Annotated in this window: 11 protein-coding genes; 8 read left to right on the plus strand and 3 right to left on the minus strand. The window is 57.7% G+C overall.

The window, feature by feature from the left end; translation table 11 throughout:
• Positions 1–70 precede the first annotated feature (70 nt).
• On the plus strand, positions 71–673 hold the full coding sequence (thrB, locus tag HNQ38_RS12640) for a homoserine kinase (protein WP_281377852.1): 603 nt from the start codon (positions 71–73) through the stop codon (positions 671–673).
• Between the two features lie 604 nt (positions 674–1,277).
• Here the strand turns inward: thrB and HNQ38_RS12645 are convergent.
• A complete protein-coding gene (locus HNQ38_RS12645) occupies positions 1,278–1,847 on the minus strand; it encodes a translation initiation factor 2 (RefSeq protein ID WP_183721645.1) in 570 nt (189 codons plus the stop codon).
• A 78-nt stretch (positions 1,848–1,925) separates the two neighbouring features.
• The gene (locus HNQ38_RS12650) at positions 1,926–2,921 is read right to left on the minus strand and encodes an OmpA family protein (protein WP_183721648.1); all 996 of its coding nucleotides are present in this window, start codon (positions 2,919–2,921) and stop codon (positions 1,926–1,928) included.
• Positions 2,922–3,230: 309 nt separating this feature from the next.
• Between HNQ38_RS12650 and HNQ38_RS12655 the strand changes: the two genes are divergently transcribed.
• From HNQ38_RS12655 to HNQ38_RS12675, 5 genes are all read left to right on the plus strand, one after another.
• Positions 3,231–4,136, plus strand: coding sequence for a histidine racemase CntK family protein (locus HNQ38_RS12655; RefSeq protein WP_183721651.1), 906 nt, complete (start codon positions 3,231–3,233; stop codon positions 4,134–4,136).
• A gap of 2 nt (positions 4,137–4,138) precedes the next feature.
• A complete protein-coding gene (gene cbiD, locus HNQ38_RS12660) occupies positions 4,139–5,527 on the plus strand; it encodes a cobalt-precorrin-5B (C(1))-methyltransferase CbiD (RefSeq protein WP_183721655.1) in 1,389 nt (462 codons plus the stop codon).
• Complete coding sequence (gene cbiE, locus HNQ38_RS12665) at positions 5,524–7,578, plus strand: precorrin-6y C5,15-methyltransferase (decarboxylating) subunit CbiE (protein ID WP_246388145.1); 2,055 nt, start codon at positions 5,524–5,526, stop codon at positions 7,576–7,578. The genes cbiD and cbiE overlap by 4 nt, the downstream gene beginning before the upstream one ends.
• 145 nt (positions 7,579–7,723) lie before the next feature.
• Positions 7,724–8,512 carry a precorrin-4 C(11)-methyltransferase gene (gene cobM / locus HNQ38_RS12670; RefSeq protein WP_183721792.1) on the plus strand — a complete coding sequence of 263 codons (789 nt, stop codon included), beginning with the start codon at positions 7,724–7,726 and terminating at the stop codon, positions 8,510–8,512.
• 875 nt (positions 8,513–9,387) lie between these two features.
• On the plus strand, positions 9,388–10,869 hold the full coding sequence (locus HNQ38_RS12675) for an aldehyde dehydrogenase family protein (protein WP_183721658.1): 1,482 nt from the start codon (positions 9,388–9,390) through the stop codon (positions 10,867–10,869).
• 529 nt (positions 10,870–11,398) lie between these two features.
• Here the strand turns inward: HNQ38_RS12675 and HNQ38_RS12680 are convergent.
• Positions 11,399–11,683: a hypothetical protein gene (locus HNQ38_RS12680; protein ID WP_183721661.1), complete on the minus strand. Its 285-nt coding sequence runs from the start codon at positions 11,681–11,683 to the stop codon at positions 11,399–11,401.
• A gap of 280 nt (positions 11,684–11,963) precedes the next feature.
• Here HNQ38_RS12680 and HNQ38_RS12685 point away from each other — a divergent pair, with 280 nt between their 5' ends.
• Together HNQ38_RS12685 and gltA are read left to right on the plus strand one after the other, a co-directional pair.
• Entirely contained in the window at positions 11,964–12,806 is an 843-nt protein-coding gene (locus HNQ38_RS12685) for a sulfide/dihydroorotate dehydrogenase-like FAD/NAD-binding protein (protein WP_183721664.1), read from the plus strand.
• Positions 12,796–14,217 carry an NADPH-dependent glutamate synthase gene (gltA, locus tag HNQ38_RS12690; protein WP_183721667.1) on the plus strand — a complete coding sequence of 474 codons (1,422 nt, stop codon included), beginning with the start codon at positions 12,796–12,798 and terminating at the stop codon, positions 14,215–14,217. The genes HNQ38_RS12685 and gltA overlap by 11 nt, the downstream gene beginning before the upstream one ends.
• Positions 14,218–14,222 lie beyond the last annotated feature (5 nt).

Raw genomic sequence — 14,222 nt, forward strand, 5'->3', positions numbered from 1 at the left:
GACTTGGCTTGACAGCAACCCGCCCCTTGGGCACATTTCAGATGTCTTTCCCACTGGTCAAGGAGCCACAATGTCTGCTTCCTCTTCTACTGCCGTCGCCACAGATTGTTCTGGTCCTTCTTCCATCACAGCTCCGGTCAGGCCATCACCGTGCATTGTTCTGATCGGCATGGCGGGAGCAGGAAAGTCCACCATTGGCGAAGCGCTTGCCCGCCGCCTGGACTGGGCTTTTATGGACAGCGACCATCTTATTGAAGCCATCTATGGCGCACGCCTGCAAGACGTCACCGACGCCCTGAGCAAGGACGACTTTCTTGATGTGGAAGCCAGCGTGATCAGTTCCATAAAAGCCAACCGCACTGTCATTGCCACAGGCGGCAGCGTTGTTTACCGCGAAAAGGCCATGTGCCACCTTGCCACACTTGGGCCTCTGGTGCATCTGGCCGTGCCTCTGCAAACGGTCGAGGAACGCATAGCCCGCAACCCGCAGCGGGGTCTGGCTATTGCTCCCGGGCAGACGCTGCGCGATATTTTTCTGGAGCGGCAGGATCTGTACACACGTTATGCCACCCTGTGCTGTGAAGCGTCATGCAAAACTCCGCAGGAGTGCGTGAACTGGATTGTGAGCAACCTTCCGCCAGAGGCCATCGCCTGCGACGATACCGCCCCATAACTTCTTTCAACAGTAGCTCGTGTGGTGGCCTGACCACAGGCTGTCGCAGCGTTCCCTCACTGTGCCACTCGGATCATTTCGTGCTGATCACAACCTTTATCTGACCTTTCCGCTCACCCCGCCACCTTTTCTTCCAACCGTTCGGCACCTAAACATTTCCGTTTTGAAAACAGCTACATGCGCTAACGCTGAACAGGCGTACAGCGTACCATAATACCGTGTAGATTCAGCCCAATAATCACATCCTCCGTCAGGGCGGCGAGCTCGAAGTGGGGTGCATTTCGCGGGTAATCTGCTTTGCCGGAAACTCAAGCGCCGTGTTTATTATAGTAATGACGCCACGCGCCCTATTCATGGGTAAATTGGCCTTTGTACAAAGTACTCCGCAATTTTCGCAGCAATCTTTACCACGGATTTTGGCGTAATCAAAAAACCACGGGGGCATTTTACCGCGCATTGCCAGCAATTTCACGCAAGGCACGCTGGAGCGCACCTGCCTGATGGCGGCCCACACAACGGCCCCGCCTTTCGTGGCGAGTACATACAAAAAAAGCGGGGCCGAAGCCCCGCTGAAAAACCTTATGCCTGACGCATTTCAAGCGGCTTAGTACTGCCAGCTTGATCCGTCATATCTGATCAATTCATTGATCCTGCGGGCTTTCACCTGCTGGCAGGCTGCGGTAAGGGCAGCCTGACGGCTGGCGCCGCGGCATTCGTAAACATTTTCTTTGTAGCGCACAAAGCCTACATACTGACCGGAAGCACCGGGGCGCAATTCTGTGGAGATGGTGCTTTCGTCCACTTCAACGTAGCTTGCAACAAAGTCTTTGCCGACCTGACGCACGTCCTTCTTGGCCTTGGAAGGCACCACGGTTCTACCGGCCTGAGCGACCAGTTTACGTCCCACGGTTTCCAGTTCAGCGGCAATCTGGGCCTCGGTTTTAGCGCCCTTGGCAGAAGTCTTTTTATCCGCAGGTTTGGCGGCTTTTTTGTCGGCCTTAGCGGCTTTGCCAGTGGCCGGAGGAACCGGCGCGGGTGCTGGCTCGGTAGCCTCTTCGGGCTGGGCCGGGGTGATCGCCGCTTCAGTGGAAGAAGTGTCGCCGCCAAACCAGGCGCAACCGCCTGTCGTCAGACCGAAAGTCAGCAAAAGAGCCAAAAATATTTGATTGCGCATAGCACCTCACACATTAAAGCCGGGCGGCATGGGCCACCCGGCTTTTTGCATGTTATTCCAGTAACAACCGCCCTTCGATTATTCGAAGGAGATTTCGGTGCGCCTGTTCATGGCGCGACCTTCAGCGGTTTCGTTGTTGTACTTGAAGGACTTGCCACGACCAATGGCGGTCATGCGGCTGGCGGGGATGCCCTGCTTCACGAGGTAGTTCTTCACGCTGTTGGCGCGTTCCTGTGAAAGCTTCATGTTGTAGGCATCAGAACCGATCCAGTCGGTCCAGCCAGAAAGCACCACGCGCTTGTTGGGGCTAGCCTTGATCAGGCCGGCGGCTTCGTTCAGGATGCCCATGGCCTTGCTGTCAAGAGCATAGGAATTGAAAGCGAAGTGCACGCCACGCAGCACGATCACGTCTTCGTCCTGGCAGAACACGGACAGAACGAAGCGTTCAACGGCGGCGTCGCTGGTGGCCAGTTCTTCACCACGCACCACGATGGTGGCGGGGTTCAGAGCAGCAACCTGCTTGATGGTTTCTTCACCGTTCTTGTTGTCGGCGAAAGAAACGATGTGGATAACCAAATTACGCTGGCTGGCGTACAGCTGACGGGCAACTTCTACCAGATTGGAACCACGGTTGTTGTCGCCGTCGGTCACGAGGATAACGGCGGCATCGCGCTTCATGCTGGACAGGAAGGGTTCGTAAGCCTGCAGGCCGGTGCCCATGCTGGTCATACGACCAAAGACATCAAAACCGGAACGCAGCTTGTTGATGCCAGCGGCCATCGTGTTGCGGTCCCAGGGACCCTGAGCAACGATAACGCCGTTGGGGGAAATGGTGTGCAAGCCACCGTTATAGTCCAGAGCAGGGATAGCGGCGTTCACGCGCTGCAGCACGCTTTTGGCCACAAGGATCTTGTCCTGCTTCAATTGAGCGTTCTTCATCATCATGGAACCAGAGTAGTCCACAACGAAGTCAAAGCTGTCGATTTTCTTGGTGCAGGCCGGAGCGGCCGCAGCGGCCACAGCGTAGCTCAGTACAAGAGCAGCGGCCAGAACAAGAAGACGAAACGATTTCATACTGCCTCCCAAACGTTGATAAGTTCGTCGAATTACCGTCAACCAACAGTAAATCGCGGTGTGCCCGCCACGTTGCCAGCTCACTCCAGGCTTAGCCTTTGGAGACGGCAACTGCCTTATTCATAACCGCCTTTATGAAAAACCGCAAGTTTTAAATAGGAAACAGTTTCTAATAAGTACTTTTTCCGCCTCCACTTCCTTAATACGGGTGTTTTCGCATTCCTCACGCTGAAAGCATAGCATTTCACTCCGCTGGACAGCCAGCCGCGCCTGAGGCATACTTTGAAGAAGAGTCAAAGGAATATCCCTATGCCCACACTCATTTTTTCCAAATGGAGCCCCGGCGGCAACACCACGCTTCTGTTCCCAACGAGCGGTCTTGCCACGTCCCTGCAAAGCCGCCTCGCCAGGCAAGCCTTGAGCGAATCCTGCCTTGGCGGCGAACAGGCAGGCTTTGTAGATGCCAGCGGCCCCAGCCTGCGCATGGCAGGTGGCGAATTTTGCGTCAACGCCAGCCGTGCCATGGGCGCGATGCTGGCCTGCGACGAAGATTGCCTGGAGCAGCCTGAAGACATTTCCTGCCACGGTTCAAGCCGTGTACAGCAGGACACAGACGGCAGCGCAGGCGCGATAGTTTCTACAGAATCTTCTGAAATACAGCGCCGTTATGACGTCAGCGTCTCCGGCTGGCCGAGCCTTGTGCAGCTTCATGTACGAGGCCGCGCGCCCCACTGGCTTGTGGAGGCCCGGTTGCGCCTTCCCGAAATCACCATACAGCGCAAAGCCGAAGGCATACATCTGGTACGTCTTCCCGGCATCTGCCACTTATTGCTGGACGGTCATACCCACAATCAGCCCGAGGATTGCCACGCGGCGGCGGCTCTGCTGCGTGAACGCCACGAGCTTGAGCACGAAGAAGCTGTGGGCGTCATATGGTGGCGCGTGCTGCAAGGCCAGCTCAATATGCTGCCCATTGTGCATGTGCGTGATACACGCACCGACTATCTTGAAAGCGCCTGCGGCTCCGGCGCGCTAGCCCTGGCCCTGAGCCGTTCACAGGCTGGCGGAGGCAACGCCTTCAGCATCATGCAGCCCAGCGGTTCTCCTTTGGATGTACGCCTCTTTTCCGAGGATGGCGTGTCTATGGCTGGAGTGGACGGCCCCGTCACTCTGGTGGCCAAGGGGCAGGTCTGGCTGCCTGACATGACAGACTGATTATGACCACAAAACTGCGCGAAGGATTTACCACGGGCTCTGCGGCTACGGGCGCGGCTCTGGCCGCCCTGCATCTCTTGAAGACGGGGCGTGCGCCGAGCCATGTGGATGTGCCCCTTCCTCCTTTCAGCTTTCCGCCTGCGCCAACCCCTGCCCCAACCTCTGACGGCCACCTTGCGGCGGCCAATGGCACAGCCGCCAGCACCGTTGCGGGCAGCGGTTTTGCCGACGAGCCAATCCCAGCACCCAGGGGTATGCTGCGGCTTGAAGTGGCGGCCTGCGATCACGGGGCAGCTCCAGAACTGGCTTCATGCCCCGAATTTGCGGCGCTTTTTACGCAAAAAACGCCGTCTTCCCAAACAGCGCATTCCGCAGATGCCTCCACCTGCCCCAGCGGACAGGGCAATACGCAAGGCAGTCTGCGCGTGGCCCACGCATCTATACGCAAAGATGGCGGCGACGACCCGGACGCGACCTCCGGTGCGCTTATCACGGTCACAGTGGTTGAAAATTTTCCTGTAGCCGAACAGCCTGCTATCAGTCATACTATTGAAGAAGCAAACGACGCCTCTGGTTTGGCGCGCCCTTTTACCGTCAGTATTGAAGGCGGCCCCGGCGTGGGCCGCGTGACCCTGCCGGGGCTGCCTGTTCCGGTGGGAGAAGCAGCCGTTAATCCGACGCCGCGCCAGCAGATCACCCTCGCCCTGCGCTGCGCGGCTTTGCAGTTGGGTGAGCGCCCGGGCCCTTCTTTGCGTGTCATCATCAGTGTTCCTGAAGGCGAACGCCTGGCCCGGCAGACGTTCAACCCGCGCCTTGGCATTGTGGGCGGCATTTCCATCCTCGGCACGCAAGGTACGGTGCGCCCCTACAGCCATCAGGCGTGGAAGGCCACCATCGAGCAAGGGCTGGCCGTGGCGCTGGCAACCGGCTGCCGCGACATGGGCCTGACCACGGGCAGACGCTCCGAACGCCTGCTTATGGACAAATATCCGCAGATGCCGCAAAGAAGTTTCATTCAGGTGGCAGACTTTGCGGCATTTTCGCTCAAGGCCGCGGGGGCCATGCCTTTTGAAAATCTTATATGGGGCTGTTTTTTCGGCAAACTGGTCAAACTGGCTCAGGGCCACGCCTACACGCATGCCCGCCACGCGGATCTGGACATGGAAGATCTTGCGCGCCTGTGCCGCCAATGCGGCGCGGCCTGCGCAGATGAGGTACGCAACTGCGTCACCGCCGCTCACGCGCTGGAGCTGCTGTTGCAAGACAAAGCCGGAAATGACGTTATTGCCCTTACAGGCGAAAAAGCCGCTGCTGTAGCGGCAAATTTCGCAGGCCGCCATGTGCGCCTGCACCTTTTTCACACAGACGGCAGGGAATTACTGGCATTATGAAACATCAGGTCGCACTGCCCGGCATCGCCGTGCCCGCACAGAGCGGAACCGAAACCGGAAGTGAACATCGGGCGGATTCCGTACCCGACAAGACACCCCGCGCGCTTTCTCCCGTTTCTGACGCCGTTTCTGGCACAGCTTCTGAGGCCGTTTCTGGCACAGACGCTGGCACAGGCGCTGGTGCAAACGCTGGGGATGCCTCTGCCACGCTTTCTGGCGACGGGCCTACTGACGCGCCCGGCAAACCCCATGCTCCGCTTGAAGATTCTGCCACAGGCACAGCCTCTGCGATCACTCCTTCATCAGAACTGCCTGCTACCGCCCCAGAGGCGGCACAAACGACCTCGCCGTCTCTTGTCCCGCAGGAGACCCCTGAACCGCAACTGCCTGAGATTCTGCCCGGAGCAGCTGTGGAAGCTTCAGTGGAAGCTTCGCAGAAAGCTGCTGTGGGCGCGGTTGAGGACGCCTCCTCTGCCGCAGCGGCCGAAAAAATTTCGGGAGTCGTCAGCCTTGGCATTATTCCCGAACCAGCAAAATCGGCCTCGCCTGCCCGCCTTGCCAAAAGACAGCACAAGTCCACGCCGCAACCAGTGGAAGAACATTCCGCAGAAGCATCGGCAGACGACTGGCCGCCCATGTCAGACATTTTGCAGTCTTTCTTCATTTTTGAGCCAACCACAGCCGAACCGTCGCCCATTACGGTGCTTGGGCTGGATTGCGCCCGCCCGCGCGGCCTGCCGCTGCTCACAGCCGACCAGCGTGCCTTGTTGCAGGAGGCGGATGTTATTTGCGGGGGTAAACAGCTCTTACATGAATTGACAGGCGCAGCGCCGGAAGAAAACACCCCGGTCCGTGCTGCTGGCTCCCCGAACCTGTCTGCGCCCTCTTCCCTTGATATTTATGAAGACAATGCGGCCCAGGACGTGCTCAAGGCGCGCCTGCTGCCTCTGAGCACCCCTCTGGAACCAGTGCTCACCAGACTGAGCCAAATGCGCGCAGCCGGAGAACGCGTTGTCATGCTGGCCGACGGCGACCCGCTGCTTTTCGGCATTGGGGCTACCCTGGTGCGCCTGCTCGGGCAGGAGGCAGTGCGCCTCATGCCTGCCGTCAGCTCCCTGCAACAGGCCTGCGCCCGGCTGGCCCTGCCCTGGCACAAGGTTATTTGCCTTTCCCTGCACGGACGGGACGACCTTGGCCCCCTCAATGCCGCAGTCAGCAAAAACGCTCCCCTCTGCATCCTCACCGATGCCCGCATGACGCCTGACCTGCTGGCACGGCACCTTCTGGACAGAGGCGTTGACTGGTTCACTGCCCACATTTTTGAGCGCATGGGCGCACCAGACGAAATCTGCCACAATATGGATCTGGCCCAAGCTGCCGGAACATCCTTCGGCCCCGCCTGCACCTTTATTCTCGTACCCGGCGATACGCCGCGCCGCGCCCGGCTGGGCCTGAACGCGCACGAACTGGCTGTGGATAGAGGATTAATCAGCAAAAAACCCGTACGGGCCACGGCACTGGCATTGTTACAGATTGAACCGCATCATGTGGTGTGGGACGTTGGCTCCGGCTCAGGGGCCGTAGCGCTTGAAGCCACGGTATTGGCCCACGAAGGCCGTGTGGTGGCAGTGGAAAGATCCGTGGGACGAGCCATGAGTATTCAGGAAAACCGCCGCCGCTTCGGCGCGGCCATTCTGGACGTACGCCTGGGAGAAGCACCGGAGTGCCTGCCCTCGCTGCCTGATCCGCACCGTGTTTTCATTGGCGGCGGCCTTTCTGGCGAAGACGGCGAGGACATCCTCGGGCATGTCTGCCTTCGTTTGCCTGTGGGCGGCCGCGTCGTGGCAAGTTGTGTCTTGCTGGACACGTTCTGCCTGTGCCGCAGTTTTTTTGAACGTCTTGGCTGGCCTGTGGAAATCTGCCAGATTCAGGCCTCAGAAGGCAGAGAGCTGGGAGGCGATATACATTTGGCGGCAATGAATCCCGTTTTTTTGGTGACGGCCCAAAAACCCGCCCCCGAAGGCGTGACGCAGAAGCGTGGTCATGAATAGCAGCAAAGCAACTCCCGGTCCCAATCTCGGCTCTGGTGCCAATTCCGGCGCATGTTCTGAGGTACGCCCCGAGGCATGTTCCGAAGTATGTCCTAGCGCCAACCCCAATGCTTGCACCAATGCCTGTTCTGACGCTGCCAACGGAATGTCTGTGTGCGCAAAAAGCATTGCCCCCGGTCTTGTCAGCTTTGTGGGGGCAGGCCCCGGCGATCCCGAACTGCTGACCATCAAAGGCCGCAAGGCCATTGAGCAGGCCAGTTTGGTGATCTATGCCGGCTCGCTGGTGCCGCCCGATGTGGTGGCCTGCGCAGCCCCCGGAGTGCCCGTAGTAGACTCCGCCCCGCTGACGCTCGAGCAATGTCATGATCTGGTGCGGCGCACGGCCCTTACGGGCGGCGCAGTGGCGCGCGTGCATACGGGCGACCCTTCGCTGTACGGCGCGCTGCGCGAACAGGCCCGGTTGCTGGATCAGGACGGCATTCCCTGGCGCGTCATACCGGGCGTTACCGCTGCCTGTGCGGCAGCCGCAGCGGCAGGCGTGACCTTTACCGTGCCGGAAGTAACCCAGAGCCTCATCATTACCCGCATGGAAGGGCGCACTCCCGTACCGGAACGCGAAGCCCTGCGCCTGCTGGCAGCCCACGGCACATCCCTGGCTGTTTACCTGTCAGCCGGAGCCAGCGAAAACCTGCAAGCTGAACTGCTGGCCCACACTCCATCAGATACGCCCATCCTGTGCGCCTACCGCGTGGGTTGGCCTGACCAGCGCCTTGTTTGGACTACCGCCGGAACACTGGCCCAGTGTGTGGAAGAGCACGGGCTTGTACGGCAGACCGTTTTTCTGGTGCTACCGGGTCAGAATGCGGCGGATACGGCCTCACTGCTGTACGCAGCCAGGTTCAGCCACGGCTATAGACAGGCAAGCAAAGAGTGAAGTTTCTTGTAAAAGCGCTTACCACCTTGAGCATTTTAACTTTGAAAAAGTTTAGATGCTCCATCGCTACGCAAGGGCACAGCACGCCGTAACACGGCGCGTGCTCTGACTAGAGCAGATTAACTTTGAAATGCATTACATTTCAAAGTTGTCATTCCGCGAAAAATGTGATTTCTGGCAGAATCCACGCTGCGTTGCGGCGCGCTGCACGCTTGTGCAGCGTTAGAGCATCTAAAATTTTTCAAAGTTAAAATGCTCTAAATTCCATTTTTCGGCACACTGACGCCAGCCACGAACCATGCTCAGCCCAGATACCTATCAGGATAGCCTGTGCGGGATCGGCAGCATACCAGCAGCAAACAGCCTGAAACAGCCTGCCTGCCACAACGCGGCCTTGCCGTTTCTGACAATCCCTTTGCCATAATGCCAATGCAGCCATAACAGAATGCAACGTTGCCCCTGCTGCGCACGGCCTCTAACCAATTTCACCTTACCAGCCACATAGTTTTCTATGTTGAGTGATTGTTCAACCTAACCCACTGAAATACATAGCCGCTGATACAAATAGCGTGACCCGGTGCTCATCTTGTTTGAATTGCAGACAATTTATTAAGGGTCTATCCTGATAATCATGCAGAGCGTGACTCTGTTGCCGATTTTTCTCTTTTAGCGTTTAGCTTACAATGCGCCCGGAGACATGTTGAGAATGTATCATTCTTGAACATAGTGCCATTTGGTTGATATTTTTTTCACAACTAGAGTTTATTTTCTAACTTTGCATGCCGTTAAGTATGAAGCATGCTGGATAAGGAGTTATTGCACTAAAATAACAGAATGATTACTGAGTATGCCAACCTTTAACCAAAGGATGCGTCATGAAAAAGCCAAATTTGCAGGACAAATATTCCCTCTTCATCGACGGTCAGTGGAAGGACGCCTCTGACGGCGCCACTTACGACACCTTCTGCCCCGCCAATGGCGAGCGCCTTGCCACCTGCGCCGAAGCCACCAAGGAAGATGTTGACGCCGCCGTCAAAGCTGCCACCCGCGCATGGGAAAGCTGGAGAAAAACAGATCCCATCGAACGCGCCAACCTGCTTTTAAAGATAGCGGATATCATTGACGCCAACAAAGAACACCTCGCAATGGTGGAAACGCTGGACAACGGCAAGCCCATCCGCGAAACAATGAATGTGGACATTCCCTTTGCCGCCGACCACTTCCGCTACTTTGCGGGTGTAGTGCGCGCCGACGAAGGCACCGCAACCATGCTTGACGGCAACACGCTTTCTCTGGTTCTGCGTGAACCCATCGGCGTTGTGGGCCAGATCGTGCCCTGGAACTTCCCCTTCCTTATGGCGGCGTGGAAGCTGGCTCCGGTGCTGGCTGCCGGTTGCTGCACCGTATTCAAGCCCTCAAACCATACCTCGCTTTCCGTTCTTGAGCTGGCGCGCCTTATAGGCCAGGTGCTGCCCAAGGGCGTGTTTAACGTTATTACTGGCCGCGGCTCCCGCTCGGGCCAGTATATTCTGGACCACCCCGGATTCAACAAGCTTGCCTTCACTGGTTCCACCGACGTGGGCCGCAGTGTGGGTCTGGCCGCAGCCAAGCGCCTCATTCCCTCCACCCTGGAACTGGGCGGCAAGTCGGCCAATATATTCTTCCCCGACTGCCAGTGGGATCTGGCTATGGACGGCCTGCAACTGGGCATCCTGTTCAATCAGGGGCAGGTATGTTGCGCCGGATCGCGTGTTTTTGTGCATGAAGATATTTACGACAAGTTCGTGGCTGAAGCTGTTGAGCGCTTCAATCGCGTCAAGGTTGGCCTGCCCTGGGAAGCAAAAACCCAGATGGGTTCACAGATATATGAATCGCACCTCAAGGCCATACTGCTCTGCATCGAGCAGGCCAAGGGCGAAGGAGCCAAGGTGCTTTGCGGTGGTGAACGTGTGACTGAAGGCGAACTGGGCAAGGGCTGCTTCATGCGTCCCACCCTGCTCGGCAATGTCACCAACGACATGCGTGTGGCCCAGGATGAAATCTTCGGCCCCGTGGCCGTCATCATCAAGTTCAAGACTGAAGAAGAAGTGGTCAAGATGGCCAACGACAGCGTCTTTGGTCTGGGTGGCGCAGTGTGGACGCGCGACATCAACCGCGCCATCCGCGTGAGCAGGGCCGTTGAAACCGGGCGCATGTGGGTAAACTGCTACAACAGCATCCCGGCGGGCGCTCCCTTTGGCGGCTACAAGGAATCGGGCATCGGGCGCGAAACCCACAAGGTGATCCTTGAGCACTACACCCAGCAAAAGAACATCATGATCAACCTGGCTGAAAAGCCCACCGGCTTCTACCCCTAGGTCAAACTAACTGACATTCTACTGTAAACCGCGATTTCGGTAGAATGCATGTCGTGTTGCGGCGAGCGGCCCAAACTGCTCGCCGCAGAACGTTTTACTGTCTCCGGTGGCAAATACCCCACAGAGATCGCAACGTTGCCAACGAGGGTTCACAACCCCGGTTAAGCGCGCCAAAATCACCGCTCTATCACGGCTGCCACTGCCATGCTATTCAGACTATCCGGCCTCTGCCCCTCGCCGGTCAGCCTGACCCGGCCAGCCATTTACGGAGCATCGGCGTATGACGGCCGCACGGCCAGCCATCTACCCTCTGGTGCAAATCCATAAAAGAAGGGGAGAGCCCCCACGGCCCTCCCCTTCACATGAGTGGAGAATTGTTCATGGACTGCGAACCGGCCACGCACCCGTTCATGTCACGGAAAAGTGATGCTTTTCGTTTAACATCGGCATTGCAGTGTTACACTGCCTGCCCAGGTTGCGTTTTTTCAGGTTCCGCGGCGTCTCGCCCACAAGGGCAAAAAACGCCGGTTTACTGTTGTGGCCCGTCAGGTACTTTCTGCACCAAGGCCAAAGCCATAAGGGCAGATGATATTCGGGGCCGCTGCGCGGGCTTTTGCAGCTGCTGCCGCACAAATCCCGCCATGTCCATTGCCATTCCTGCGTCGGTTATACCCGAGCGGCTGGCCTTCTTATTGTCTTCCAGTACGGTAAGGTACCGTTGTATCAGGGCAAGATCATGCTCCTCGTAATAAGGAGCGGGCCTGTCCTGCGGTCCGTTTTCCGACAGGAATGCGTCATTGATGCGTTGCGACATGACCATTCCTCCCTGAATGGATCACTGCTTCCCTGCATCGGGGGGGCTGGTTCGCTTCCTTGTTAGCGACACATGTCTCCCCTTCCCCACTCATCATTAGCCTTATCGGTACACGGAATTAAAACCTTTAGCGAAATGTCCAATTTTCTAGAAAAATACGCAGAACAATATTAAAGATGTTTATATAGAGATGGTTATGCAGCCACCCCGTGCGGGTTGCGCTTGCAAGGGTTCGTAATCACAGATACCATCGTCACATCAAGCCAGAAGAGGAGAGCCTATGCCAACACCCATATTGCACAAGGAAAGCCTGATCCCGGGCAAAACCAGCAAGCTGGTGCTCGATGCGCCGGAAATCGCCCGGAAGGCAAAACCCGGGCATTTTGTCATGCTGCGTATGACTCCCAACGGAGAACGCATTCCCCTTACCATTGCAGATACCGATGCCGAAAACGGCACCATTACCATTGTGTATCTTGTTATGGGCAAAAGCACGGCCCTGCTTGAAGCTCTCAATGTGGGCGACGCCATTCTTGACGTCTGCGGCCCCCTGGGCCACCCCACCCATATTGAAAAGAAAGGCACCGTCATCTGTGTGGGCGGCGGCACGGGCATTGCCGCCATGCACCACATCGCCAAGGGCCACGCGCGGGCGGGCAACAAGGTTGTGGGCGTTATCGGCGCACGCAGCAAGGACCTGTTGCTGTTTGAAAAAGAGCTGAAATCCTTTGTGGACGAACTGCTTATTTCTACAGACGACGGCAGCTACGGCCACAAGGGCCTGGTGACCGACCTTCTGCGCGACAGGCTTAAAAAAGACAAGACCGTCTTTGAAGTGGTGGCCGTCGGCCCCGTACCGATGATGGCCGCCGTAGCCGAAACCACGCGCCCCTTTGGCGTCAGAACCACTGTCAGCCTCAACCCCATCATGGTTGACGGTATTGGCATGTGTGGCGCCTGCCGCGTCAGCGTTGGCGGCAAAACCAAATTCGCCTGTGTGGACGGCCCCGAATTTGACGGGCACGAAGTAGATTTTCCCGAACTGCGCCGCCGTCTGGCTGCCTATCGTGAACAGGAAAAAGTCTCCATTGACGACTATCAGAGGACTGCTCATGGAAACTAAGACCCCCAAAAAGAAGCCCCTTGCCCCCAGGGTGGATATGCCCTGCCAGCCTGCCGAAGTACGGCGCGCGAATTTTGAAGAAGTCGCCCTGGGATACACCAGAGAAATGGCTATTGAAGAAGCCAAGCGCTGCCTTCAGTGCAAAAAGCCCCTCTGCGTCAGCGGTTGCCCCGTAGAAGTTCCCATCCGCGACTTTATCCGTGAAGTTTCTCTTGGCAATATGGACGCCGCCTACCGCATAATCAAGAGCACCAACAGCCTGCCCGCCGTGTGCGGCCGCGTTTGCCCGCAGGAACACCAGTGCGAAGGCAAGTGCATCCTCACTGCCAAGGGGCAGCCTGTGGCCATTGGCCGTCTTGAACGCTTTGTGGCCGACACCTATATTGCCACATCGGCCTGTGAGCAGGTTACGGGCACCAACTCTTGCGCCTTGCCGCGCGGCGACCTCAAGGTGGCCTGTATCGGTTCCGGCCCCTCTTCCCTGACCTGTGCCGGCGTCTGTGCCGCCGCGGGCATCAAGGTAGACGTGTACGAAGCCCTGCACGAACCCGGCGGCGTGCTGATTTATGGCATCCCCGCCTTCCGCTTGCCCAAGAATGTGGTTGCCACAGAAATCAACGGCCTGCGCCTGGCAGGTGTGGATTTTCATCTCAACTATGTTGGCGGACGCACCGTCGAGGTTGAAGAACTGCTGGAAACCCACCACGCCGTCTTTATCGGCGTAGGCGCTGGCCTGCCCACTTTTTTGGGCGTACCCGGCGAAAACCTTGTGGGCGTATTTTCGGCCAACGAATACCTTACCCGCGTAAATCTGGGCCGCGCCTATGATTTCCCCGGTCAGGACACCCCGGCCTTTCCCGGCAAGAATGTGACAGTCTTCGGCGCTGGCAACGTGGCTATGGACGCGGCCCGCACCGCCCTGCGCATGGGCGCTGAAAGCGTACACATCGTTTACCGCCGCACCAGGGCAGAAATGCCTGCCCGCCTTGAAGAGCTGGAACACGCCGAGGAAGAAGGCGTGCAGTTCGCAATGCTTTCCGCACCAGTGCGCTTTAACGGCGACGCCGAAATGCGTCTGAAGTCCGTTACCCTGCAAAAGATGGAACTGGGCGAAGCCGATGCATCTGGCCGCCGCCGCCCCGTAGCCATTGAAGGCGAAGTATTCGACCTGCCCACCGATCTGGCCGTTGTGGCTCTGGGCACGCGCTCCAACCCCATCCTTCTCGACGCCACCCCCAAGCTCAAGCAAAACAAGTGGGGCTACATCGAGGTGAATGAAGAAACTGGCGAAACGTCTATTCCCAACGTTTTTGCCGGAGGCGACATCGTTACTGGCGCTGCCACCGTCATTCTTGCAATGGGTGCAGGACGCAAGGCCGGTCAGGAAATCGTAAAGCGCCTGCTGAAGTAAAATAC

The sequence above is a fragment of the Desulfovibrio intestinalis genome, assembly GCF_014202345.1.
In the GTDB taxonomy this organism is placed as follows: domain Bacteria; phylum Desulfobacterota; class Desulfovibrionia; order Desulfovibrionales; family Desulfovibrionaceae; genus Desulfovibrio; species Desulfovibrio intestinalis.

Bases quoted from the DNA above. Each gene is read 5' to 3' on its own strand.
- thrB (WP_281377852.1), top strand. From the start codon at position 71: ATGTCTGCTTCCTCTTCTACTGCCGTCGCCACAGATTGTTCTGGTCCT.
- HNQ38_RS12645 (WP_183721645.1), bottom strand. From the start codon at position 1,847: ATGCGCAATCAAATATTTTTGGCTCTTTTGCTGACTTTCGGTCTGACG.
- HNQ38_RS12650 (WP_183721648.1), bottom strand. From the start codon at position 2,921: ATGAAATCGTTTCGTCTTCTTGTTCTGGCCGCTGCTCTTGTACTGAGC.
- HNQ38_RS12655 (WP_183721651.1), top strand. From the start codon at position 3,231: ATGCCCACACTCATTTTTTCCAAATGGAGCCCCGGCGGCAACACCACG.
- cbiD (WP_183721655.1), top strand. From the start codon at position 4,139: ATGACCACAAAACTGCGCGAAGGATTTACCACGGGCTCTGCGGCTACG.
- cbiE (WP_246388145.1), top strand. From the start codon at position 5,524: ATGAAACATCAGGTCGCACTGCCCGGCATCGCCGTGCCCGCACAGAGC.
- cobM (WP_183721792.1), top strand. From the start codon at position 7,724: ATGTCTGTGTGCGCAAAAAGCATTGCCCCCGGTCTTGTCAGCTTTGTG.
- HNQ38_RS12675 (WP_183721658.1), top strand. From the start codon at position 9,388: ATGAAAAAGCCAAATTTGCAGGACAAATATTCCCTCTTCATCGACGGT.
- HNQ38_RS12680 (WP_183721661.1), bottom strand. From the start codon at position 11,683: ATGTCGCAACGCATCAATGACGCATTCCTGTCGGAAAACGGACCGCAG.
- HNQ38_RS12685 (WP_183721664.1), top strand. From the start codon at position 11,964: ATGCCAACACCCATATTGCACAAGGAAAGCCTGATCCCGGGCAAAACC.
- gltA (WP_183721667.1), top strand. From the start codon at position 12,796: ATGGAAACTAAGACCCCCAAAAAGAAGCCCCTTGCCCCCAGGGTGGAT.